Annotated in this window: 22 protein-coding genes and 1 pseudogene; 16 read left to right on the top strand and 7 right to left on the bottom strand. The window is 70.1% G+C overall.

Annotation, left to right across the window (positions count from 1 at the left end; all coding sequences use genetic code 11):
- The first annotated feature begins 11 nt into the window (after positions 1 to 11).
- A complete protein-coding gene (locus ABZW60_RS39495; protein WP_355485788.1) occupies positions 12 to 1,334 on the top strand; it encodes an ABC transporter substrate-binding protein in 1,323 nt (440 codons plus the stop codon).
- 106 nt (positions 1,335 to 1,440) lie between these two features.
- Positions 1,441 to 2,460 carry a LacI family DNA-binding transcriptional regulator gene (locus tag ABZW60_RS39490; RefSeq protein ID WP_355485787.1) on the top strand — a complete coding sequence of 340 codons (1,020 nt, stop codon included), beginning with the start codon at positions 1,441 to 1,443 and terminating at the stop codon, positions 2,458 to 2,460.
- Between the two features lie 12 nt (positions 2,461 to 2,472).
- Here ABZW60_RS39490 and ABZW60_RS39485 read toward each other — a convergent pair whose 3' ends face one another.
- Positions 2,473 to 3,027: a hypothetical protein gene (locus ABZW60_RS39485; protein WP_355485786.1), complete on the bottom strand. Its 555-nt coding sequence runs from the start codon at positions 3,025 to 3,027 to the stop codon at positions 2,473 to 2,475.
- 35 nt (positions 3,028 to 3,062) lie between these two features.
- Here ABZW60_RS39485 and ABZW60_RS39480 point away from each other — a divergent pair, with 35 nt between their 5' ends.
- Complete coding sequence (locus tag ABZW60_RS39480) at positions 3,063 to 5,642, top strand: DUF3376 domain-containing protein (protein WP_355485785.1); 2,580 nt, start codon at positions 3,063 to 3,065, stop codon at positions 5,640 to 5,642.
- Here ABZW60_RS39480 and ABZW60_RS39475 read toward each other — a convergent pair.
- From ABZW60_RS39475 to ABZW60_RS39460, 4 genes and pseudogenes are all read right to left on the bottom strand, one after another.
- The gene (locus ABZW60_RS39475; protein ID WP_355485784.1) at positions 5,617 to 6,441 is read right to left on the bottom strand and encodes a DUF3097 domain-containing protein; all 825 of its coding nucleotides are present in this window, start codon (positions 6,439 to 6,441) and stop codon (positions 5,617 to 5,619) included. The two genes, ABZW60_RS39480 and ABZW60_RS39475, sit on opposite strands and share 26 nt — an antisense overlap.
- 9 nt (positions 6,442 to 6,450) lie before the next feature.
- On the bottom strand, positions 6,451 to 7,986 hold the full coding sequence (locus tag ABZW60_RS39470; RefSeq protein WP_355485783.1) for an NCS1 family nucleobase:cation symporter-1: 1,536 nt from the start codon (positions 7,984 to 7,986) through the stop codon (positions 6,451 to 6,453).
- Positions 7,987 to 8,077: 91 nt separating this feature from the next.
- Entirely contained in the window at positions 8,078 to 8,848 is a 771-nt protein-coding gene (locus ABZW60_RS39465) for an MBL fold metallo-hydrolase (RefSeq protein WP_355485782.1), read from the bottom strand.
- A 13-nt stretch (positions 8,849 to 8,861) separates the two neighbouring features.
- Positions 8,862 to 9,161, bottom strand: a pseudogene (locus ABZW60_RS39460) (EF-Tu/IF-2/RF-3 family GTPase); the annotation flags it as partial.
- 343 nt (positions 9,162 to 9,504) lie between these two features.
- On the opposite strand from ABZW60_RS39460, the gene ABZW60_RS39455 reads away from it, so the two are divergent.
- Genes ABZW60_RS39455 through ABZW60_RS39430 form a run of 6 tightly spaced genes read left to right on the top strand, consistent with a single transcriptional unit; the run spans position 9,505 to position 14,591 of the window.
- Positions 9,505 to 10,155 (top strand): ThuA domain-containing protein, encoded by a 651-nt coding sequence (locus ABZW60_RS39455; RefSeq protein ID WP_355485781.1) that lies wholly within the window; start codon positions 9,505 to 9,507, stop codon positions 10,153 to 10,155.
- On the top strand, positions 10,152 to 11,255 hold the full coding sequence (locus ABZW60_RS39450) for a Gfo/Idh/MocA family oxidoreductase (RefSeq protein ID WP_355485780.1): 1,104 nt from the start codon (positions 10,152 to 10,154) through the stop codon (positions 11,253 to 11,255). The genes ABZW60_RS39455 and ABZW60_RS39450 overlap by 4 nt, the downstream gene beginning before the upstream one ends.
- A gap of 49 nt (positions 11,256 to 11,304) precedes the next feature.
- Positions 11,305 to 12,327 (top strand): heat-inducible transcriptional repressor HrcA, encoded by a 1,023-nt coding sequence (gene hrcA / locus ABZW60_RS39445; RefSeq protein ID WP_355485779.1) that lies wholly within the window; start codon positions 11,305 to 11,307, stop codon positions 12,325 to 12,327.
- A gap of 25 nt (positions 12,328 to 12,352) precedes the next feature.
- The gene (dnaJ, locus tag ABZW60_RS39440) at positions 12,353 to 13,495 is read left to right on the top strand and encodes a molecular chaperone DnaJ (RefSeq protein ID WP_355485778.1); all 1,143 of its coding nucleotides are present in this window, start codon (positions 12,353 to 12,355) and stop codon (positions 13,493 to 13,495) included.
- Complete coding sequence (locus ABZW60_RS39435; RefSeq protein WP_355485777.1) at positions 13,496 to 14,212, top strand: 16S rRNA (uracil(1498)-N(3))-methyltransferase; 717 nt, start codon at positions 13,496 to 13,498, stop codon at positions 14,210 to 14,212.
- A 49-nt stretch (positions 14,213 to 14,261) separates the two neighbouring features.
- On the top strand, positions 14,262 to 14,591 hold the full coding sequence (locus ABZW60_RS39430; protein ID WP_355485776.1) for a helix-turn-helix domain-containing protein: 330 nt from the start codon (positions 14,262 to 14,264) through the stop codon (positions 14,589 to 14,591).
- 1 nt (position 14,592) lies between these two features.
- Here the strand turns inward: ABZW60_RS39430 and ABZW60_RS39425 are convergent, their stop codons facing one another.
- Together ABZW60_RS39425 and ABZW60_RS39420 are read right to left on the bottom strand one after the other, a co-directional pair.
- Positions 14,593 to 15,720, bottom strand: coding sequence for a Gmad2 immunoglobulin-like domain-containing protein (locus ABZW60_RS39425; protein ID WP_355485775.1), 1,128 nt, complete (start codon positions 15,718 to 15,720; stop codon positions 14,593 to 14,595).
- Complete coding sequence (locus ABZW60_RS39420; RefSeq protein WP_355485774.1) at positions 15,717 to 16,226, bottom strand: SigE family RNA polymerase sigma factor; 510 nt, start codon at positions 16,224 to 16,226, stop codon at positions 15,717 to 15,719. Before ABZW60_RS39420 ends, ABZW60_RS39425 begins: the two co-directional genes overlap by 4 nt.
- A 104-nt stretch (positions 16,227 to 16,330) precedes the next feature.
- On the opposite strand from ABZW60_RS39420, the gene ABZW60_RS39415 reads away from it, so the two are divergent.
- From ABZW60_RS39415 to ABZW60_RS39385, 7 genes are all read left to right on the top strand, one after another.
- Positions 16,331 to 17,293 carry a hypothetical protein gene (locus tag ABZW60_RS39415; protein WP_355485773.1) on the top strand — a complete coding sequence of 321 codons (963 nt, stop codon included), beginning with the start codon at positions 16,331 to 16,333 and terminating at the stop codon, positions 17,291 to 17,293.
- A gap of 151 nt (positions 17,294 to 17,444) precedes the next feature.
- Complete coding sequence (locus ABZW60_RS39410) at positions 17,445 to 18,371, top strand: PhoH family protein (protein WP_355485857.1); 927 nt, start codon at positions 17,445 to 17,447, stop codon at positions 18,369 to 18,371.
- Positions 18,368 to 18,844, top strand: coding sequence for an rRNA maturation RNase YbeY (gene ybeY / locus ABZW60_RS39405; protein WP_355485772.1), 477 nt, complete (start codon positions 18,368 to 18,370; stop codon positions 18,842 to 18,844). Before ABZW60_RS39410 ends, ybeY begins: the two co-directional genes overlap by 4 nt.
- Before the next feature lie 7 nt (positions 18,845 to 18,851).
- Positions 18,852 to 20,156: a hemolysin family protein gene (locus ABZW60_RS39400; protein WP_355485771.1), complete on the top strand. Its 1,305-nt coding sequence runs from the start codon at positions 18,852 to 18,854 to the stop codon at positions 20,154 to 20,156.
- A gap of 11 nt (positions 20,157 to 20,167) precedes the next feature.
- Positions 20,168 to 20,500 (top strand): cytidine deaminase, encoded by a 333-nt coding sequence (locus ABZW60_RS39395; RefSeq protein WP_355485770.1) that lies wholly within the window; start codon positions 20,168 to 20,170, stop codon positions 20,498 to 20,500.
- Positions 20,484 to 21,413 (top strand): GTPase Era, encoded by a 930-nt coding sequence (era, locus tag ABZW60_RS39390; RefSeq protein WP_355485769.1) that lies wholly within the window; start codon positions 20,484 to 20,486, stop codon positions 21,411 to 21,413. Before ABZW60_RS39395 ends, era begins: the two co-directional genes overlap by 17 nt.
- A complete protein-coding gene (locus ABZW60_RS39385) occupies positions 21,413 to 22,081 on the top strand; it encodes a GNAT family N-acetyltransferase (protein ID WP_355485768.1) in 669 nt (222 codons plus the stop codon). Before era ends, ABZW60_RS39385 begins: the two co-directional genes overlap by 1 nt.
- Positions 22,082 to 22,190 lie beyond the last annotated feature (109 nt).

The raw sequence follows: 22,190 nt of genomic DNA, 5'->3' as shown, positions 1-22,190 counted from the left end.
GGGAGCTTTGCATGCGGCCCAGTGCCCGCTATCGCCCCGTAGCCGGCGTGCTGGCGTGCGCCGCGATCCTGCTCGTCTCCGCCTGCGGCGGTGGCTCCGGCAGCACCGAATCGGCCGGTTCCGGCGCCGACGGGCCCAAGATCGAGCTGACCATCGCCACCTTCAACGAGTTCGGGTACGCCGACCTGTACGCCGAGTACGAGGCGCAGCACCCGAACATCACGATCGTGGAGCAGCACGCCAAGACCGTCGACGACCACGTCAAGAACCTGGACGCGAACCTGGCCCGCGGCACCGGCCTGGCCGATATCGAGGCGATGGAGGTCAGCTGGATCTACAAGTACCTGGCCAAGGACGACAAGTTCGTCGACCTGCGCCAGTACGGCGCGGACGACCTGCGCGACCGCTGGCTGGACTGGAAGGTGGCCGGCGCGACCACGCCGGACGGCAAGATCATCGGCTACGGCACCGACATCGGCCCGGAGGCGATCTGCTACCGCCGCGACCTGTTCGCGAAGGCCGGGCTGCCGACCGACCGGGCCAAGGTGGCCGAGCTGTTCCAGGACTGGCCGTCGTACTTCGCGGCCGGCAGGAAGTTCAAGCAGCGGGTGCCGGGCTCGGCCTGGTACGACTCCGCGGTGCTGACCTGGGAAGCGATGCGCAACCAGCTGATCCAGGCCTACTACTCGAACGAGGACCGGTTCCTCGGGGACGAGAACCCGCTGCTGAAGAACACCTGGAACCAGGTGGTCGCGGGCAGCAAGGACGGTCTGTCCGCGCGGCTGCCGGCCTGGAGCGACGCGTGGAACGCGGCGTTCCGCAGCGACAAGTTCGCGACGATCGCCTGCCCGGGCTGGCTGCTCGGCGTGATCCAGGACAACGCGGGCGCCTACGGCAAGGGCAAGTGGGACGTCGCCGACGTGTTCCCCGGCGGGGGTGGCAACTGGGGCGGCTCGTACCTGACGGTGCCGGCGCAGTCGCCGCACCCCGAGGAGGCCGCGAAGCTCGCCGCCTGGCTGACCGCGCCGGAGCAGCAGGTGAAGGTCTTCAAGAAGATCGGCTCGTTCCCGTCGACGGTCGACGCGTACGACGACCCGCAGGTGAAGTCGCAGGTCAACGCGTACTTCAACAACGCGCCGGTCGGGCAGATCTTCGTCAACCGGGCCCGCAACGTGATCCTCAAGCAGCACAAGGGTCCCCGCGACGGGGAGGTCAACCAGATCTTCAGTGCGGCGCTCTCGCGCGTCGACGACGGCAAGCAGACCCCGGACGCGGCGTGGAACCAGGCGCTCGCCCAGGCGGAGAAGACCGCGAACACCCGCGCCGGCAACTGAAGGATTTCTGCCAACACGCCCCCTCGTGCGGCCAACGACCGACGCACGGTCGGCCGGGGACGTACTACGGTGTGAACGCAAGCCAAACGAGAACTGAGGAGGGCCGATGGACGGGTCTGGTTCTCCGACACTGGAGCAGGTCGCGGCGCTCGCCGGGGTGTCGCGAGCGACCGTCTCGCGGGTGGTGAACGGGTCGCCGAAGGTGCTGCCGGACACGGTCGCGGCGGTCGAGCAGGCGATCCTGCAACTCGGCTACGTGCCGAACCGGGCGGCCCGCGCGCTGGTGACGCGGCGGACCGACTCGATCGCGATCGTCGTGCCGGAGCCGGACAGCCGGGTGTTCTCCGACCCGTTCTTCGCCGGCATGCTCAGCGGTGTCAGCCGCACGCTCGCGCCCACGTCGTCGCAGCTCGTGCTGCTGATCGAGCCCGCTCCGGAGCCGACCGGAGCCGACGACCAGCGCCTGTTGCGGTACCTGCGCGGCGGGCACGTCGACGGCGCGATCGTGATCAGCCACCACGGCCGCGACAACGTGCTGCAGGAGCTCGCGCAGCTGCCGCTGCCGATCGTGTTCAGCGCGCGGCCGCTCGGGGTCGACGTACCGGTGGCGAGTGTGGACGTCGACAACGTGGCCGGCGCCCGGACCGGGGTCGAGCACCTGCTGTCGATCGGCCGCCGCAAGATCGCGACGGTCGCCGGACCGCTCGACATGACGGCCGGCATCGACCGCCTGACCGGCTACCAGGAGGTGATGAAGGAAGCCGGGCTGCCGGCGATGATCGCGTACGGCGACTTCACCGCCGACGGTGGTGAGCAGGCGACCCTGCGCCTCCTGGACGACCACCCGGACCTGGACGGCCTGTTCGTGGCGTCCGACCTGATGGCGACGGCGGCGCTGCGGGTGCTGTCCCAGCACGGCCGCCGCGTTCCTGCGGACGTCGCCGTGGTCGGCTTCGACGACTCGGTCCTCGCCACCACCACGACGCCGAAGCTCACCACCGTCCGCCAGCCGGTGGAGCAACTCGGCGCCCGCCTCGCCGAGATCCTGCTGGCCAAGATCGCCGGCGCCGAGCACACCACGCCCGAGATCTACGACACCGAACTGATCATCCGCGACAGCGCCTGACCGGCGGGTCGTTCACGAACTGGCGACGGGCGGCCGGGCGACGAGGGTGATCTGGCTGCCGCCCATGGTCCGGAGGGCGTCGCACAGTGCCTCGCTGTCGCAGGTCGCGACGGCCGGGATGATCAGGGTGACGGTTCCCTCGCCGGCGAGCTGCCGGAAGCCGACCCAGCACTGTGGAAGGTTCTGCGCCGTCCACTCGAGGTCGGGACAGGACTGCGCGTCGGGCCGGCAGCCGGACGGGTCGACCTCGAAGATGCCGGGCGGGTCGAACGCCGGCGTGCCCAGGGTGATCGTGACGCCGCCGGGAATGGCTTCGGCGAGCCAGCTGATCGGGTTGCAGTGCGAACCGTCCGCCGCGATCCCGCCGACCGGGAGTGAGGCGATCTCGACCGTGGGCTTGGTCTGCTGCGACTTCGGCGGTGCCTGCGCGGCCGTGGCCGCGACGGTCACGGTCACGTTCGGCGGCGACGTGTCCCCGGATGTGCCGGAACACCCCGCGCCGGCCAGGACCAGCACCGCAACCGCCAACGCCAACACGCGCACGGCGACCACCCCCACCCCAAGCATGACGCTGTGGTATCTCTGAGTGAAAGGGGGCGCCCATGACGACTGACCACGAGATCCGGATCGCGCTGGTTCTGAACGGTGGTGTCAGCCTGGCGGTCTGGATGGGTGGGGTGACGCATGAGCTCGATCTGATCCGGCGCGCGTCCGGTGACGAGGGCGCGCCCGGTCCGCAGCAGTACGACACGGTGCTCGCGGATCGCTGGCGGGACCTGTGCCGGCGGGGCACCGAACGCCGCCGGGTGGTCGTCGACGTGATCGCCGGGACCAGCGCCGGCGGGCTGAACGGTTCGTTGCTGGCGACCGCGATCGCGAACGGTTCGACCCTCGACCCGGACGGCGACGACGGGCCGTGGCTGCGGCGGAAGTGGGTCGGGCTCGGGTCGCTCGACGTCGGCAAGCTGGTGCCGTCCGCGGGCGCGAAGTCCACGTCGGTGCTCGACGGCAAGTACTTCCTGAGGCAACTCGAGGACCTGCTCAAGGGCGTCGCCGACGCCGGCGAGAGCGACGCCGAGGAGCCGGTGACGCTGTTCGTCACGGCGTCCGGGCTGGGCGTGCAGCAGTTCGAGGCGAAGGACGCGGCGGGCCAGGCGTTCGTCGTACCGGACCATCGCTACCTGTTCGGCTTCACGAGTGAGGACGCGCCGACGTACGACGGTGTGCGCCGGGAGTTCAGCGTCGAGGTGAAGAACGGGCTGAAGGACACCGACCTGCTGGCGCGCGCGGCCCGTGCGTCCGCGTCGTTCCCGGCTGCTTTCGGTCCGGTGCTGGAGACGCCGGAGCTGGCCGCGCAGCCGCCGCGGATCCAGCCCGGTCCGGCCGAGTCCGGATCCTGGCTCATCGACGGCGGCGTGCTCGACAACGCGCCGTTCGGCCCGGTGCTCGACGTCGTCGCCCGGCGTCCGGTCGCCGGCAAGGCCACCCGCTACGTGCTGTACGTCGTACCGTCGGCGGGGATCGGGCGGGCGGCGACCGCGTTGCCCGGCGCGAAGGAGCCGAGCTGGCGGGTGGCGGCGTTGTCCGCGGTGCAGTTCCCGCGCGAGGTGGACTTCCGCTCCGACGTCGAGCAGCTGGAACGCCTGCTGCTGGAGGCGGACGCGTCCTGGTCCGACACCCAGCGGCTGTTCGATCGTTGCCTGAAGCAACCAGAGGAGCGGGCGCGGCTGAAGGCGGCCGCCGAGGCGCTGCAACCGGCGTACTCACGAGGTCGCGCCGCCGGTGGCGTGTGGGAGGCGGTGACGATCGCCAGTCACGACCAGTCGACCGTGCTGGACGCCGCGACCGCGCTGTCGGAGTCCGAGATCGACGAGATCCTGACGACGGAGCATCCCTGGGTGCCCGGGCCGGACGGTTCGACGGCGGCGATCCGCGACGATGCCGAGGGCAACCCGAGCTGGTTGTGGGGGACCGGCGCCGCCGAGCGGATCGTCCGGCTGATCCTGCGTTCGCTGCGCAACCGGGTCGGGGCCGCGCCGCAGGAGGAGCGCGCCGAGCTGGAGAAACGGCTGACCGCGGCGAGCGACTGCCTGATGAAGGTCCAGGCCGTCCGGGACGCGCTCAACGCGGCGCTGGCGGCCGCGGATCTCGACCTCCGGCCGGCCGGCGGCGCCGAGGCGGTGGCGGTCGGGCTGAACGACATCTTCGAGCAGTTGCAGATCCAGCGGGCGCTCGGCGACGCGTTCGCCGCGCTGATCTCGGTGGTCGGCTGGGAGCTCGTCGACACCGCCGTCGAGGTCGAGATCGTCTCCCGCTGTACGTCGGCGCGCACACCGCAGCAGCGCAGCGCGCCGTTCCAGTTCCTCCGCCTCGGCCCGGACATCCCGCTCGCGGTGCTGGACGAGGTACAGGAAGGATCGATCGCCAACCAGTTGAAGGACCGCATCCTGTACGGCAGTCAGGTCGGCCACTTCGGCGCCTTCGGCGCGGCCGACTGGCGGCGCTGGGACTGGTTGATGGGCCGCCTGCACTGCGTCGCGCATCTCGGCGCGATGCTCGGTGCCGACGCCGACTGGATCCGCGAGACGCAGCGCGAGGTGCTGCGGGCCGAGGGCTGGGAGCTCGACGCGGTCGCCGGCCGGGTCGAGCGGCTGGCCAGGGACTTCCCGCTCGACGCCGGGATGGGCGCGCTGGTGACGATGCGGGACGAGCTGAACGCGTCCCCCGAGGGCCGCGCGATCACCAAAGGACTCGCGGACCGGATGGTCGACGTGTCGGGCGGTCTCGGTCCGCAGGTCGGCGACTGGGTGAAGGCGGCCGCGGGCCGCAAGCACCAGCCCGGTTCATGGCTGCTGCGGACAGCCCGCTGGTTCACCGAACCGGCGCGGCAGACGGTCTGGGACCGGATGGTGCGCGGCGCCAAGCTGAGTCCCGCGCGCCGGCCGGCGATCTTCGAGCCATGGTTGCCCGCAGCAACAGCAGCCGCCGGCGTCGTCCTGCTCGTGCTGTCCGGAGTCGTCGACGCCGTCCGGATCCCGGCCGCGGTGCTCGCCGGGGCGGTGCTGGCGCTCAGCGCGGTGCTCGGCGTCGTGACCTGGTACGTCCGCCGTACCCGCCGCCGGATCCGGTCCTGGATCGAGCGGCGGATGCCGCAGATCAGTCCAGAGTCACGAAGTCGATGAGTTCCTCGACGCGGCCGAGCAGGGCCGGGTCGAGGTCCGCGAAGCTGTTCACCTTGGACAGGATGTGCTTCCAGGCCGCGGCGACGTCGGCCTGGTCGGTGGCCGGCCAGCCGAACGCCTGCAGCACGCCCTTCTTCCAGTCCTGCCCGTGCGGGATCCGCGGCCACGCCTTGATGCCGACCGACGACGGCTTGACCGCTTCCCAGATGTCGATGAACGGGTGACCGACGACGTGCACGTAGCGGTCCGACACCTGGGCCGCGATCTTCGACTCCTTCGACCCCTCGACCAGGTGGTCGACCAGGACGCCGAGCCGCCGCCCGGGCCCGGGCTGGAACCGGTTGACGATCTGGACCAGGTCGTCGACACCTTCGAGGTACTCGACGACGACACCCTCGATCCGCAGGTCGTCGCCCCACACCTTCTCGACCAGCTCCGCGTCGTGCCGGCCCTCGACGTAGATCCGGCTGGCCCGCGCGACCTTCGCCCGGACGTTGTCGACGGCCACCGAACCGGACGCGGTCCGGGTCTTCTTCGCCGGGCCGGCCTTCTTCGGCGGCTTCAGGCTGACCGGTTTGCCGTCGAGCCAGAAGCCCGGGCCCAGCGGGTAGGTGCGGATCTTGCCGTGCCGGTCCTCGAGGTCGACGACGCCGTGCTCCCAGCGCACGACCGCGCCGACGAACCCCGAGCTGGGCTCCTCGACGACCATGCCCTTCTCGATCTCGACCTCGACGGTCCGGCCGTTCTTGGGTTTGCGCCAGTCGCCCGCGAGGACGTCGTTCCCATACCTGTCAGCCACGCGCCAATGCTAATAACTGGGAGCGGTCTCGGTCGGCGTTGACTGTCGGCTCGGCGCGGTGCGGGTGAGTGCGTAGTACGCGACGAATCCGGCCACCAGGCCGACGGCCCACGAGTAGTCGTACAGCGGCTTGAGGAACGGGATCAGGCCGTCCTGCGGGAACGGGCCGGCGCCCGGGTTCGAGTACGCGCCGCCGACCGCGAGCAGGGACCCGAACAGCGTGGCGACGACACCGCGCCAGTTCCAGCCGGCGCTGTACCAGTAGCGGCCGCCCGGACGGTACAAGTCGGCGAGTGCCAGGTTCGTCTTGTCCAGCACCCAGTAGCCCGCGATCAGGACGCCGGCCACCGACGCGAGCAGGCCGCCGTAGAACGACAGCCAGACGAAGATGTAGATCGACGGGTCCGAGATCAGCCGCCAGGGCTGGATCACGATGCCGATCACCCCGGTCAGCAGGCCCGCCGTCTTGAAGTTCAGCCAGCGTGGCAGCGCGTTGGCGAAGTCGTACGACGGACTCACCACGTTGGCCGCGACGTTGCAGGACATCGTCGCGAGGATCGCCATCACCAGGCCGATCGTCACGACCGCCGGGTTCTCGAACCGGCGGGTGAGCTCGACCGGGTCCCAGATCGCCGAGCCGTACAGCACGACGGTGCCGGACGTGGTGATGATCGAGACCAGCGCGATGAACGACATCGTGGTCGGCAGCCCGATGATCTGCCCCCAGACCTGTTGCCGCTGGCCCTTCCCGAACCGGGTGAAGTCCGGCATGTTCAGCGACAGCGTGGCCCAGAACGCGATCATGCCCATCAGCGACGGCGCGAAGATCTTCCAGAAGTCGGCGTCCCAGCCGAGCTTCGACGGCTGCGACAGGATCGGGCCGAACCCGCCGGCCTTCACCAGGATCGCCACCATCAGCGCCACGAACGCGATCGTCACCAGCGGCGCCGCCCAGTTCTCGAACCGGCGCAGGCCCTCGATGCCGCGGAAGATCAGCACCATCTGCAGCACCCAGAAGAACAGGAAGCTCAGCCACATCGTCCACGGATGCCCGCCGATCGCGCCCGCTTCGGTCCAGCCCTTACCGAACAGCTCGCCGACGATCACGTAGATCGCCTGGCCGCCGATCCAGGTCTGGATCCCGAACCAGCCGCAGGCGATGAAGGCCCGCAGCAACGCCGGGAAGTTCGCGCCGCGGACGCCGTAGAACGCCCGGGCGAACACCGGGAACGGGATGCCGTACTTCGTCCCCGCGTGGCTGTTCAGCAGCAGCGGGACGAGCACGATCAGGTTCCCGAGGGTGATCGTCAGGAACGCCTGCAGCCAGTTCATGCCGAGCGCCACCAGGCCGGACGCGAGCAGATAGCTGGGGATGTTGTGCGCCATTCCCATCCACAGCGCGGCGTAGTTGTACGTCGTCCAGGTGCGCTCCGGCAACCGGGTCGGCGCGAGCTCCGCGTTCGCGTACGGGCTGTCCGCGAGCGCGCCGGGATCGGTCAGTTCGACACGTCCGTCGGAGTGAACGGTTTGCTCCGTCGTGGCCATGAGTACCCACCCCATCCGGTCGGGCGTTGTCCGTTCCGAACAAGTTGCGCGACGCGATGACGTCGTGTCAACGGACAACTACCCGAAAGAGCTATCCCGGGCCGACGAGGGGCAGTGTCGGGCGTTGCGGCGTGCCCAGGGCCTGGTAGCCGCGGCGGATCGCGTCCTGCAGCTTGTCGACCGGCCAGGGCCAGTCCTCGGTGTGCTTCAGCGCGTCCTCGAGCGGGGTGCCGGCGTGGTGCAGGGTCGAGATCGTGTTGGCGACCTTGCCCAGGTCGATCGCCTGGTCGTGGGCGAACTCGACGTCGACGACCGCGCCGTGCCCGGGGACGACCTTCGCGTCCTGGCCCATCATGCCGACCGCGCTCTGGATCGTGTCCGGCCACTCCAGCGGGAACGAGTCCTCGCCGTACGACGGCGGCGCCGACTCCTCGAGCAGGTCGCCGACGAAGAACACGTCCACGTCCGGCACGACGACCACGGTGTCGCCCGAGGTGTGCGCGTTGCCGACGTACAGCAGCTCGACGCGGCGGTCGCCGAGGTCGATCACCTTCGCGGCCGCGAACGTCGTACCGGCCAGGTTCTCCTCGGCGGCGGCGTTCTCGTGCAGGTGGACGGTCGCGTCGGTGAAGACGCTGTTGCCGGCCACGTGGTCGAAGTGGGCGTGGGTGTTGACGACCCAGCGGACCGGCGCGTCGGTCAGCTCGCGGATGTGCTCGCGGAGCTGCTCGGCCTCCTCGGTCGTGGCCCGGGTGTCGACGACCAGCGCGCCGCCGGAGCCGACCACCAGGCCGACGTTCAGATCCCACTCCTCGTACCGGCGGACCCAGGTGCGATCGCCGATCTCGGCCCAAGCGCTCATGGGTTCGACACTACTTGCTGAGCACATCTCCCTTGAGCACCTGGTCCCGGCTGATGCCGCGCAGCAGCAGGCCGACGTTGTCGCCGGCCTTCGCGGTCTGCACGGTCTTGCGGAACATCTCGACGCCGGTTACCTCGACCTGCAGCAGCGGCTGCCCCGCGCGGGTGAGCAGCACCTGCTCGCCGACCGAGACGGTCCCGGCCGTCACCCGGCCGGTCACCACCGTGCCCCGGCCGGTGATCGAGAACACGTCCTCGACCGTCATCCCGAACGACCCCACCGGCAACGTGTCCTGCGGCCGCGGCGGCTCCGGAAAACTGTTCGCCTGCGCATGCCCCCGCGCGAGCATCTCCTGCGGATCCATCGGATTCGACCGCTTCCAGAACTTCCAGCCCATCCTTCGACACTAGGGCATGTCTGGTCGTCCCCCGCCTACTGCGCGACACTCGGCACGGCACCTCGCCGCACTGGAGCAAAGGCCACGATGAAACCACATCGAGGCCTTCGCTCCAGCACGCCGATGCACCGCACCGAGCGCCTGCTCGCGACGGCGGGGGACGACCAGACATGCCCTGACGGTTGGCAAGCCCTCTGCCCGGGACCTAGAGTCGCAACTGTTCCGATCGGAATCTCGAAACTTTCGAAGGGTGGCCGGTGTGACGACACGACGTGCTGTGGTGGTCCGGGGCGGCTGGGAGGGTCACTCGCCGGTCGAGGCGACCGACCTGTTCATCCCGTTCCTCAAGGAGAACGGCTTCGACGTCACGGTCTCCGACACGACCGCGGCGTATCTCGACCTGGACGGCGTCGACCTCGTGCTGCAGTGCGTCACGATGAGCGACATCGAGCCGGACCACTTCAAGGGCCTGGAGGCGGCGATCCGCCGCGGCACCGGGTTCGCCGGCTGGCACGGCGGGATCGCGGACTCGTTCCGGAAGAACGTCGACTACAGCTTCATCACCGGCGGGCAGTTCATCTCGCACCCGCACGGGTTCACCGACTACCGCGTCGACGTGGTCCCTGAGCAGTCCGATCACCCGATCGTCGCGGGCATCACGCACTTCGACGTGCACACCGAGCAGTACTACATCCACTACGACCCGACCAACACCGTGCTCGCCACGACGACGTTCGAGTCGCACCCGGACTACCCGTGGATCGAGGGCGCCGTGATGCCGGCGGTCTGGACCCGCACCTGGGGCGAGGGCAAGGTCTTCGTCTGCACGGTCGGCCACAAGCTGGACGACCTGGAGACGCCCGAGGTCAAGACGATCATCGAGCGGGGGCTGCTGTGGGCGAGCAAGTGACCGACGCCGTGACCCGTGTCGGCATCGTCGGTACCGGCGTCATCTCCGGCACGTACCTCGACCACCTGGGCAAGCTGCCCGGCGTCGACGTGGTCGCCGTCGCCGACCTGGACGTGACCCGCGCCCAGGCGGTCGCCGACCAGAGCCCGGGCATCCGCGCGCTCTCCCCGGACGAGCTGTACGCCGCCGACGACGTCGACATCGTCCTCAACCTCACCATCCCGGCCGCGCACGCCGCCGTACACCAGGCCGCGCTGGCCGCCGGCAAGCACGTGTACGGCGAGAAGCCGCTGGCCATGGACCGCGCCGAGGCGGAGCCGCTGCTGAAGTACGCCGCGGCGAACGACCTGCGGATCGGCTGCGCGCCGGACACGGTCCTCGGTACCGGCACCCAGACGGCCCGGGCCGTGATCGACCGCGGCGACATCGGCACCCCGCACGCGGCGACCGCGTTCATGGTGACGCCCGGCCACGAGTTGTGGCACCCGGCGCCCGAGTTCTACTACCAGCCAGGCGGCGGCCCGGTCCTCGACATGGGGCCGTACTACGTGACCAGCCTGGTGACGCTGCTCGGCCCGGTCGTCCGGGTCACGGCCCGCGCGGGCCGGGCGAAACAGCAGCGGAAGATCCACACCGGCCCGCGGGCCGGGACCGTGTTCGACGTCGAGGTGCCGACGCACGTCACCGGCGTACTGGAGCACGAGTCGGGCGCGCTGACCACGGTGCTGATGTCGTTCGACGTGTGGGCCGGCCGGCTGCCGCGGATCGAGGTCCACGGTACGGACGGCAGCCTGTCGGTGCCGGACCCGAACGGGTTCGACGGGACCGTCGAGATCGTGACTCCGGAGCAGCGCGAGTGGACCGAGGTGCCGGTCAGCGGCGGGTACGCCGGGGCCGGGCGCGGGGTCGGTGTCGCGGACATGGCCCGGGCCGTGCGTACTGGTGAGCCGCACCGCGCCAGCGGGGAGCTCGCGTACCACGTGCTCGACGTACTGGAGTCGTTCGTGGACTCCGCGGTCCAGGACCAGCCGCTTGATGTGGCCAGTACAGTGACGCGCCCCGCGCCCGTTCCGTTGGGAGCGTCGCCCGAGACCGCCTAGACTGGCACTCTGAAGGATTGAGTGCCAAGAGGCCGAGAGGGTGGTGCGCGTGCTCGACGAACGCAAGCTGGATGTTCTCCGCGCCATCGTCGAGGACTACGTGGCCACCCATGAGCCGGTCGGCTCGAAGACTCTGGTCGACCGGCACAACCTCGGCGTCTCCCCGGCCACCGTGCGTAACGACATGGCGGCGCTGGAGGAGGAGGGGTACATCACCCAGCCGCACACCAGCGCCGGGCGGATCCCGACCGACGCGGGCTACCGGCTGTTCGTCGACAAGCTGAGCACGGTCAAGACCCTCTCGATCGCGGAGAAGAAGGCGATCACGTCGTTCCTGGCCGGAGCGGTCGACCTGGACGACGTGGTCCGCCGGACCGTCCGGTTGCTGGCCCAGATCACCCGCCAGGTCGCCATCGTGCAGTACCCGTCGCTGAACCGGTCGAGCGTGCGGCACATCGAGGTCGTCACGATGAGCCCGCGGCGGCTGCTGCTGGTGCTGATCACCAGCAACGGCCGGGTCGAGCAGCGGCTCGTCGAGCATCCGCACGACGTCGATGAGCAGGTGATCGCGGATCTGCGGTCCCGGCTGAACACCGCCGTGGCCGGGCAGCGGCTGACCGAGGCGACGGCCTCACTGGCCGGCGTGCCGGAGCTGTTCGCGCCGGCCGACCGGTCACTGGTCGCGGCCATCGTCACCACGCTGCTGGAAGCCTTCACCGACGAGGTCGGCGAGCAGCGGATCGCGGTCGGCGGCGCCGCCAACCTGACCCGGTACGGCGACGATTTCGAGCGGAACGTGAAGCCGGTGCTGGAGGCGCTGGAGGAGCACGTCATCCTGCTGAAGCTGCTCGGCGAGGCGACCAACCCGCAGACCCTGACCGTCCGGATCGGCCACGAGAACCCGTTCGAGGAACTCGCGACGACCTCGGTGGTCGCGACCGGATACGGGTCGAAGTCGGAGGTGCTGGCCACACTGGGCATCGTCGGACCGACGCACATGGACTACCCGAGCACGATGGGCGCCGTACGGGCCGTCGCGCGCTACGTCAGCCAGATCCTGGCTGAATCATGACGAATACAACCCCCTGGTCTGGAGTATGAGCACCGATTACTACGCCGTCCTAGGTGTCAGCCGTGACGCGTCACCGGACGAGATCAAGAAGGCGTACCGCAAGCTGGCACGTCAGTACCACCCGGACGTGAACGACTCCGAGGACGCGCACCAGAAGTTCCAGGAGATCGGGCGCGCGTTCCAGGTGCTCAGCGACCCGCAGAAGCGGCAGATGCACGACCTCGGCGGCGACCCGTTCGCGGCCGCGGGCGGCGGGCCGGGCGGCGCCGGCTTCGGCCAGGCGTTCACGTTCACCGACATCATGGACGCCTTCTTCGGCCAGACCGGCGGGGCGACCCGCGGGCCGCGGCCGCGGACCCGGCGCGGTCAGGACGCGCTGATCCCGTTGCGGATCGACCTGGCCGAGGCCGCCTTCGGCACGACGCGGGAGCTCAAGGTCGACACGGCCGTGCTGTGCCCGACCTGTAGCGGGTCCGGCGCCGCGGCCGGGTCCGAGCCGGTCACCTGCGAGATCTGCCACGGCCGCGGCGAGGTCACGCACACGCAGCGGTCGTTCCTCGGCGAGGTGCGGACCATGCGGCCCTGCCCGAACTGCCGCGGCTACGGCACCACGATCCCGAACCCGTGCGTCGAGTGCTCCGGCGACGGCCGCGTGCGGTCCCGGCGGACCGTCACGGTCAAGATCCCGGGCGGTGTCGACACCGGGACGCGCGTGCAGCTGTCCGGTCAGGGGGAGGTCGGCCCGGGCGGTGGCCCGGCCGGAGATCTGTACGTCGAGATCGAGGTCGAGCCGCACGACATCTTCACCCGCAACGGCGACGACCTGCACTGCACGGTGACGCTGCCGATGACGGCGGCCGCGCTCGGTACGACGATCGACCTGCCGACGCTTGAGGGCGAGACGACACCGCTGGAGATCCGGCCCGGCACGCAGTCCGGCACGGCGATGACGCTGTCCGCGCGCGGCGTACCGCGGCTGCGGCACGCGGGCCGTGGCGACCTGATCGTGCAGGTCATCGTCGAGACCCCGACCAAGCTCGACGACGCCCAGGCCGACCTGCTGAAGCAGCTGGCAGGCCTCCGCGACGAGGAGCGCCCGCAGGGCCAGGTCCAAGCCACCCACAAGGGTGTCTTCGGCCGACTGCGCGACGCTTTCGGCGCCCACTAGATGGGGGTCGCCGTCTTCCACCTGGAAGACCTGTCCGGTGCCGAGCTGACCCTCGAAGGTGCTGAAGGACGGCACGCTGCTGTCGTCCGGCGGATCGGGCCCGGCGAGCGGATCCGGCTGACGGACGGGCGTGGGGCTTGGGCCGAAGGGCCTGTGGTGGCCGCGTCCAAGACCGGCGTGACCGTGGCGGTCGACGAGCGGGGGACGGTCGACGTGCCCGCGGCGCGGGTGGTTGTGGTGCAGGCGGTGCCGAAGGGGGAGCGGGCCGAGCTGGCGGTGGAGATGCTGACCGAGGTCGGCGTCGACGTGATCGTCCCGTGGAACGCGGAGCGCAGCCAGTTCCGGGCGAATCCCGAGCGGGTGGAGAAGATGCTCGCGAAGTGGCGCGCCTGGACGTTCGAGGCGAGCAAGCAGTCGCGGCGGACCCGGTTCGCGGAGGTCGCTCCGCTCGCCACCACGGCCGACGTCGCGGCATTGCTGGCCGGCGCGGCGCTGCCCGTCGTACTGCACGAAGAGGCCACCATCCCGCTGGCGTCCCTCGAACCGCCGGCGTCCGGCGACATCGTGATCGTGATCGGCCCCGAGGGCGGCATCGCACCGGCGGAGCTGAAGGCTTTCGACGTCGAGCCGGTCCGCCTGGGCGACACGGTCCTGCGCACGTCGACGGCCGGTGTGGCGGCCGCCGCCGCGCTCCTGGCGCGCTCACGTTGGCTGTGACGATCCGCGGCGTACGCTGTTAGACAGCAACCGAACACAAGGATCGAACATGGCCGTCGAGTCAGCCCGCGCCCGTACGCTCACCCACGTCGACCCGGCCGAGGTGCCGCTGCAGGCGGCTCTGGACGCGCTGGCCGACCCGGTGCGCCGCTCGATCCTGCGCGACCTGGCTGTACACGACGAGTGGACGCGCGCGTGCGGCACGTTCGACCTGCCGGTGAAGAAGGCCACCGCCAGCCATCACTTCGCCGTCCTGCGGTCCGCCGGCCTGATCGAGCAACGCGACGAAGGCGCCCGCCGCCTCAACCGCCTGCGCCGCCCCGAGTTCGACTCCGCCTTCCCGGGGCTCCTCGCCGCCACCATCGACCGCGCGGACTGACCTACTTCACGAGCACCGACTTGCTGTCCGTATCGGTGATCCGGCCGTCCTCCCCCGACACGAGGTAGACGCTGATCTGCCACGGGCCGGGACTGAGCGTCAGCTGGAACGAGTACGGCGAGAACTTCTGGCCTTCCTTCGTGTTCGCGAAGCTCTTCTTCGTCTCACGGGTCTTCAGGTTCGTCACCTGGTAGTTGACCGTCGCCTCGTAGGCCGCCGCGACGCCGTGGACCGTCACCTTGGGCTTCACCACCTCAGCCTCGGACGGCGAGTCGATCCAGACCAGTGCCTGCACCTCCGCGGCCTGTGCACGGCCCAGAGGCGTGCTGGTGTCGACCTGGCCGAACAGCTTCTGGACCGAGCGGCCGCCCTGCGTGACCTGGATCGGGGTCTGGTTGTCCTGCAACGCGCCCTGGACGGTGTAGACCAACTGCTGGGCGGCGAGCCTCGCGAGGTTGCCGTCCAGGGTCGTCTTCGGAAGTTGCTTGAAGTCGACGGTGATGACACTGTCCGAGCGGGTCACGGTGTTCAGTGCGGCGCCGCGCCAGACGGAGTAGTAGTCGGGGTCGTCCGGCTGCTTGGTGGTCATGATGCGCACCGCCTGCTCGGCCGGGCGGCCGCTGACCTTGGCCCAGGTGCGGTACAGCCGGGCGGCCGACTTCTCTCGCGCGCCGACCTGCTGACCGAGCCAGTAGACCGGCACGAGGGTGTTCTTGACGGGCGGTTCGGTGACACCGCGGTCGGTCGGGCCGGCGGTCTTCGCCGACGGGGACGTGCTCGGCGGCTGTGTGGGGGCCGCGGACGGTTCGGGGGAGGCGGTCAGGACCGACGGGGCCTGGCTCTGCGGTACGCCGGTCGCGGTGACCGTCGTGCCGGGGCCGGCCACCTCGTCGCCGTCGTTGGCGTTGTCGTCGGCGCCGTTCAGCACGGTGAAGGCGCCGATCGCGGCCGCGGTGCCGACCGCGGCCAGGCCGGCGGTCATCAGCCAGGGGCGCCGCGCGGCCGGGCGCTGGGCGTGCGCGCGGGCGCGGATCTCCGGCAGCGCGTCGGACGGCTCGATCCGGTCCGCCTCCTCGTGGAGGGCGCGCCGCATCAGCTCGTCGAACGGGTCGTTCGGTTTGTCGTTCATACGGTCTGCTCCAGGAGCTGGCGCAGCGACTTGGTCGCGCGCGCGGCATGGCTCTTCACGGATCCCCGGCTGATACCCATCGTGTCCGCGATCTCGGCTTCCGACAGGTCGCCGTAGTACCGCAGGACCATCACGGTGCGCTGTTTCTCCGGGAGGTTCCGCATCGCCTCGATCACCCGGTCCGTCTCCGCGGTCCGCAGGGCGGCCTGCTCGGCGCTCGGCTCGTCGGGCAGCGACTTCGGGGTGTGTTTGTCCACCACCACCAGGTGGCGCTGGCGGGAGCGGCAGCGGTTCACCACCGCGGTGCGCAGGTACGCGAGCGCCTTGTGCGGGTCGCGCAGCCGGTTCCAGCGGCCGTGCATCGCGACGAAGGCGTCCTGCACGATCTCCTCGGCCGTCCCGGTGTCGCGCAGCAGCAGGGACCCGAGGCGGACCAGCGAGGTGTAGTGCGCGGTGTAGACAGCCGTCAGCGCCTCGTCGGCATCCCACGAGGACTCATGTGTCACGCACTCTTCGTACACCACGGCCGGTTGTGCCACGAAAAGACGACGCAAAGACCCTGTCCCAGGTTGACAACAGCCGTGGCCCGACAACGTGGAATTCTGAGGGGATGAAGCAGCGCGGGGACGGTACGTGGTCGGGTCATCACGACATCACGTACGCCGCCGTGGCCCGGTTGTACCAGCACCTGTCCGCCCCGGACGGCACCATCCACGGGCTGCGGCGGGACGAGTACGCCGCCGCGCTCGACAAGGCCCAGGCGCACCAGGACCGCCCGCTCGGCGCCGGCCTGATCGAGAACTTCAAGGGCACGGGGCTGTCCTATCCGTACGCGGGCCCCGGGCCGACCACGCACTCGGCGTACGCGAACCCCAACGCGCAGCGCGAACACTTCATGGCGGACCCGTTCCGCAAGGGTTGGGACAACCTCGCCACGAACGTCGGGTACGTCCACGAGCAACTCGCCGCCGCGCACGGTGCGTCGGACGCCGAGTTCACGCATCTCGGCGCGGCCGCGCACGCCCTGCAGGACAGCTACTCCGGCGCGCACGCCTGGCGCGAGGACTCGGTGTACGACGGTGATCCGGCCGCGCCGGTGCAGTCGCTGCACGTGTTCACGCCCGCACACGCGGTCGGCATCGACGACGGGAAGAACACCCACGCCGACGAGTTCGACACACCGCCGGCCGAGTCCGGATCGACCCGGGCCGCGATCGAGGCGACGTACCGGATGCTGCGCAGCTACGAGCTGCACCGGAGCCAGGAGCCCGGCGCGGCCGACCGGGCCCGGCGCACCGATCTCGCCCCGATGCTGCGTCCGTCGGCGTCCGGCGTGACCGTCAACCTGCACCCGAACCGCGAATGGGCCGCCGAGCGCGACCGCCGGATCGGGCTCGAGCGCACCTCCGCAGCGCCGGGCTCCGCGCCGGGGCGCGGCGAGCTGGACCGGCTGAGCGCGGTCCTCGCGGCGAACGCCGACGCGGCCCGGATCACGCCCGCGACCGGGGCGCCGGCGGCGAGGCCAGGCGTGTCCGGAGGAATTTCGAGTGAGGGTGTCGGACGGGGCGGCTAGCATGGACAGGGTCAACACCACTGATCCCAGGAGGAAGAGCCTGTCCAGGCCACGCAGTATCGAACCGGAGGCGCGCGCGAACGGCACTGTGGCCGGCGCCGCCACCAGCACGCAGGCGTCGCACAAGATCGTCGTGCCGAACAGCATCGACATGGTGGCCCTGCTCGGAGCCCGGGACGAGTTCCTCCGCATCGTCGAGAAGGAGTTCGCCGCCGACATCATGGTCCGCGGCAACGAGATCTCGATGACCGGTGAGCCGGCCGAGCTGGCCCTCACCGAGCGGCTCTTCGACGAGCTGGTCGCGGTCGTGCGCACCGGGCACGGGTTGACCGCCGACTCCGTCGAGCGGAGCATCGCGATGATCAAGCAGGCCACCGCGGAGTCCCCGCGCGAGGTGCTGACCCAGAACATCCTGTCCAGCCGCGGCCGCACGATCCGGCCGAAGACGCTGAACCAGAAGCGCTACGTCGACGCGATCGACAAGAACACCATCGTCTTCGGCATCGGCCCGGCCGGTACCGGCAAGACCTACCTGGCGGTCGCCAAGGCGGTCCAGGCGCTGCAGGCCAAGGAGGTCAACCGGATCATCCTGACCCGGCCGGCCGTCGAGGCCGGCGAGCGGCTCGGGTTCCTGCCCGGCACCCTGTCGGAGAAGATCGACCCGTACCTGCGGCCGCTGTACGACGCCCTGCACGACATGCTCGACCCGGAGTCCATCCCGCGGCTGATGACCGCCGGCACGATCGAGATCGCGCCGCTGGCCTACATGCGCGGCCGGACGCTGAACGACGCCTACATCATCCTGGACGAGGCGCAGAACACCTCGCCGGAGCAGATGAAGATGTTCCTGACCCGGCTCGGGTTCGGCTCGAAGATGGTCGTCACCGGCGACGTCACCCAGGTCGACCTGCCGAACGGGACCAACTCCGGGCTCAAGGTCGTGCAGGAAATTCTCGAGGGTGTGCAAGATCTGGCATTCTGTCGTCTGACGTCGCACGACGTGGTTCGGCACAAGCTCGTCGGCCGGATCGTGTCGGCCTACGAAAACTATGAAGGTAGTGCTGACAACCACCGATGAACGTCGAGGTCAACAACGAGTCCGGGGTCGAGATCGACGCACACGGACTGATGCGGCTCAGCCGGTTCGTGATGTCGTCGCTGCGGCTGCACCCGGAGTGTGAGCTGTCGATCAAGCTGGTCGACGAGGACACCATGGCGCGGTATCACGTCGAGTTCCTGGACCTGCCGGGTCCGACCGACGTGATGTCGTGGCCGATGGACGAGCTGCGGCCGGGGTCCGACGGCGAGTCGGACGACGACCTGCCGCTCGGCCACCTCGGCGACATCGCGCTCTGCCCGACGGTCGCCGCCGCGCAGGGCGCGAAGGCCGGCCACGGCACGTGGGCCGAGCTGGAGCTGCTGACGGTGCACGGCATCCTCCACCTGCTCGGCTACGACCACGCCGAACCCGCCGAGAAAGCGGAGATGTGGGACGTCCAGGGGCGCCTGCTGGAAGCATGGCGCGCACCCGGCAATCGTTTAGAGGCGTGATACTGCGATGACTTCCCACGACCTGGTCCTGCTGGTTGTGGCTGCGGTGCTGGTGCTGCTCGCCGGGCTGTTCGCCGGCGCGGAGGCGGCGCTGTCGTCGTACTCGAAGGTGCGGGCGAACGAGCAGGTCGAGCAGGGCAACCTGCGCGCGGTCCGGCTGCGCGACCTGCTGTCCGACGCGCCGCGCTACCTGAACTCGCTGCTCCTGCTCCGGCTGAGCTGCGAGATCACCGCGATCGTGCTGGTCACCCAGGCGCTGTCCGAGGTCCTCGAGGTGACCTGGGAACACATCCTGATCACCTCCGTGGTGATGGTGCTGGTCTCGTACGTGATCATCGGCGTCGCGCCGCGGACCCTCGGCCGGCAGCACTCGGACCGGTTCGCGATCTTGTCGGCGGGCCCGGTGATGGCGGTGACCCGGATCCTCGGCCCGCTGCCGAAGGTGCTGATCATGCTCGGCAACGCGCTGACCCCGGGCAAGGGGTTCGCCGAGGGCCCGTTCGCGACCGAGGCCGAGCTGCGGGCGCTGGTCGACTACGCGGAGAAGTCCGCGGTGATCGAGTCCGGCGAGCGGCAGATGATCCACTCGGTGTTCGAGCTCGGCGACACCATCGTCCGCGAGGTGATGGTGCCGCGGACCGACATGGTCTACATCGAGCGGCACAAGAAGCTCCGCCAGCTCACGTCGCTGGCACTGCGCTCGGGGTTCTCGCGGATCCCGGTGATCGGCGAGTCGCTCGACGACATCGTCGGCGTCGTCTACCTCAAGGACGTGATGCGCCGGGTGTACGACAACGCCCAGGCCGAGTCGACCGAGCGGGTCGAGTCGGTGATGCGGCCGTGCATGTACGTCCCGGACTCCAAGCCCGTCGACGAGTTGCTCCGCGAGATGCAGGCGGCCCGGATGCACCTGGCGATCGTCGTCGACGAGTACGGCGGGACGGCGGGACTGGTCGCGATCGAGGACATCCTGGAGGAGATCGTCGGCGAGATCACCGACGAGTACGACGAGGACCCGGACTCGGTGCAGCACCTGTCCGACGGCGCGTACCGGGTGTCGAGCCGGCTGCCGATCGACGAGCTCGGCGAACTGTTCGGCGTCCCGCTGGACGACGACGACGTCGACACCGTCGGCGGCCTGATGGCCAAGCTGCTCGGCAAGGTGCCGATCCCCGGCGCCGAGGTGACGATCGAGGGGCTGTCGCTGACCGCGGAGCGGCCGTCCGGCCGCCGCAACCAGGTAGGTACCGTTCTGGTACGGCGCGAAGAGCCCGCGCCGGAGTCCCAGGACCAGAACCACCAGCACGCCTAGGAGCGTTCACGTTGTCAGACCTTTCGGCGGAAGACGCCAAACTCGTCACGCTCGCCCGCGCCGCGCGCGCCCGGACCCGGGCGGCCGAGGGGGCCGCCGTCCGGGACTCCGACGGGCGGACGTACGCCGCCTGCACGGTCGCGCTCGACACCGTCGAGCTGACCGCGCTGCAGCTGGCGGTGGCGATGGCGCTCGCGTCGGGTGTGAAGGGACTGGAGGCGGCCGCGGTGGTCACCGAGTCCACGTCCGCCGACGTCAACGTCGTACGGCACTTCGCCGGCGCCAACATTCCCGTTGTCCTTGCCCTCGGCACTGGAGAGGTCCGCGATGTCGTCCACACCTGAGAACTTCAAAGCGGGCTTCGCCTGCTTCGTCGGCCGGCCGAACGCGGGCAAGTCCACCCTCACCAACGCGCTGGTGGGGAAGAAGATCGTGATCACCTCGTCGAAGCCGCAGACCACCCGGCACGCCGTCCGCGGCATCGTGCACCGCGAGGACGCGCAGCTGATCCTGGTCGACACGCCCGGGCTGCACAAGCCGCGCACGCTGCTGGGGGAGCGGCTGAACGACCTGGTGAAGACCACCTGGGCCGAGGTCGACGTGATCGCGGTCTGCCTGCCGGCCAGCGACAAGATCGGCCCCGGCGACCGCTTCCTGGTCGGCGAGGCGGCGAAGGTCGCGAAGACGCCGAAGGTCGCGCTCGCCACCAAGGCCGACCTGGTCGAGCCCGACCGGATGGTCGCGCACCTGGCCGACATCCAGGCGCTCGGCGAGTCCGTCGGCATCGAGTGGGCCTCGATCGTCCCGGTGTCCGCGACCTCGGGGTACCAGGTCGACCTGGTCGCCGACGAGCTCGTGAAGCTGCTGCCGGAGGGCTTCGCGCTGTACCCGGACGGCGACATCACCGACGAGCCCGAGGAGACGCTGGTCGCGGAGCTGATCCGCGAGGCGGCGCTGGAGGGCGTCCGGGACGAGCTGCCGCACTCGATCGCGGTGACGATCGACGAGATGGGGCTGCGCGAGGACCGGCCCGAGGACAAGCCGCTGCTGGACGTGTACGCGAACATCTTCCTCGAGCGGGAGAGCCAGAAGGGCATCGTGATCGGCCACAAGGGCGCGCGGCTGCGCGAGGTCGGCGCGGCCGCCCGGAAGCAGATCGAGGCGCTGCTCGGGACGCCGGTGTATCTCGACCTGCACGTCAAGATCGCGAAGAACTGGCAGACCGACGCCAAGAATCTCCGCAAACTGGGATTCTGATGGACCTGCGCAACCCGGTGCACGCGGCGCTGACCGGCGTGCACACCGCGTTCGCCGAGATCCGCGGCAACGCCCGTCGCTACCCGACGGCCGTGGCGCCGTTCCTCGCACTGCCCGACGAGCCGACCGAGCAGGACTGGGCCGACGCGGCGGTCCTCGTCGGCGCCGGCAGGACGGCGGCGCTGATGCGTCCGGCGCTGCCGGTGCCGGACAGTTTCAAGATCGAGGTCGAGATCGATCTGGTCCAGTTCGTCGCGCCGGAGTCGCTGCCGGCCGCGGACCCGGAGGCGGTCGTGCTCGGGCCGGACGACGTCCCCGAGATGCTCGCGCTCGTCGCGCTGACCGACCCGGGCCCGTTCCGGAGCCGCACGATCGAGCTCGGCCCGTACGTCGGCATCCGCCGCGACGGTGACCTGGTCGCGATGGCCGGCACCCGGTTCGCGCTGCCCGGTCACACCGAGATCAGCGCAGTCTGCACGCACCCGGCGTACCAGGGGCAGGGCTTGGCCAGTCGCCTGATCCGCGCGGTCGCTGCACGAATCACGGCGACCGGCCGGACCCCGTTCCTGCACACCGGCGGCGCCAACAGCACCGCCATCCGCCTCTACGACTCGCTGGGTTTCACGCTGTCGAACCGCATGAAGGTGACGGTCGTCGAGGCGGTCTAGCCTGGAACCGTTGCAACAAGGTGCAACAAGCTGCAACTGCGGCGTGTTCTGTCCCCCGCGCGCGTTATGCTCGCGCACGATCTCGAGGCCTATCGAGGTTTGTTCATGT

Origin of the sequence: Kribbella sp. NPDC003557 (assembly GCF_040610805.1) — a bacterium.
GTDB lineage: Bacteria > Actinomycetota > Actinomycetes > Propionibacteriales > Kribbellaceae > Kribbella.
The sequence above is the reverse complement of the archived record's forward strand: the minus strand, read 5'-3'. Positions and strand labels throughout refer to the sequence as shown.

What these genes read in the sequence shown, in the direction of transcription:
- ABZW60_RS39385 (WP_355485768.1), top strand. Translation starts at nt 21,413, where the DNA reads ATGGACCTGCGCAACCCGGTGCACGCGGCGCTGACCGGCGTGCACACC.
- ABZW60_RS39470 (WP_355485783.1), bottom strand. Translation starts at nt 7,986, where the DNA reads ATGGCCACGACGGAGCAAACCGTTCACTCCGACGGACGTGTCGAACTG.
- ABZW60_RS39415 (WP_355485773.1), top strand. Translation starts at nt 16,331, where the DNA reads ATGAAGCAGCGCGGGGACGGTACGTGGTCGGGTCATCACGACATCACG.
- ABZW60_RS39465 (WP_355485782.1), bottom strand. Translation starts at nt 8,848, where the DNA reads ATGAGCGCTTGGGCCGAGATCGGCGATCGCACCTGGGTCCGCCGGTAC.
- era (WP_355485769.1), top strand. Translation starts at nt 20,484, where the DNA reads ATGTCGTCCACACCTGAGAACTTCAAAGCGGGCTTCGCCTGCTTCGTC.
- ABZW60_RS39495 (WP_355485788.1), top strand. Translation starts at nt 12, where the DNA reads ATGCGGCCCAGTGCCCGCTATCGCCCCGTAGCCGGCGTGCTGGCGTGC.
- ybeY (WP_355485772.1), top strand. Translation starts at nt 18,368, where the DNA reads ATGAACGTCGAGGTCAACAACGAGTCCGGGGTCGAGATCGACGCACAC.
- ABZW60_RS39490 (WP_355485787.1), top strand. Translation starts at nt 1,441, where the DNA reads ATGGACGGGTCTGGTTCTCCGACACTGGAGCAGGTCGCGGCGCTCGCC.
- ABZW60_RS39435 (WP_355485777.1), top strand. Translation starts at nt 13,496, where the DNA reads ATGGGGGTCGCCGTCTTCCACCTGGAAGACCTGTCCGGTGCCGAGCTG.
- ABZW60_RS39425 (WP_355485775.1), bottom strand. Translation starts at nt 15,720, where the DNA reads ATGAACGACAAACCGAACGACCCGTTCGACGAGCTGATGCGGCGCGCC.
- ABZW60_RS39480 (WP_355485785.1), top strand. Translation starts at nt 3,063, where the DNA reads ATGACGACTGACCACGAGATCCGGATCGCGCTGGTTCTGAACGGTGGT.
- ABZW60_RS39485 (WP_355485786.1), bottom strand. Translation starts at nt 3,027, where the DNA reads ATGCTTGGGGTGGGGGTGGTCGCCGTGCGCGTGTTGGCGTTGGCGGTT.
- ABZW60_RS39400 (WP_355485771.1), top strand. Translation starts at nt 18,852, where the DNA reads ATGACTTCCCACGACCTGGTCCTGCTGGTTGTGGCTGCGGTGCTGGTG.
- ABZW60_RS39430 (WP_355485776.1), top strand. Translation starts at nt 14,262, where the DNA reads ATGGCCGTCGAGTCAGCCCGCGCCCGTACGCTCACCCACGTCGACCCG.
- dnaJ (WP_355485778.1), top strand. Translation starts at nt 12,353, where the DNA reads ATGAGCACCGATTACTACGCCGTCCTAGGTGTCAGCCGTGACGCGTCA.
- ABZW60_RS39410 (WP_355485857.1), top strand. Translation starts at nt 17,445, where the DNA reads ATGGTGGCCCTGCTCGGAGCCCGGGACGAGTTCCTCCGCATCGTCGAG.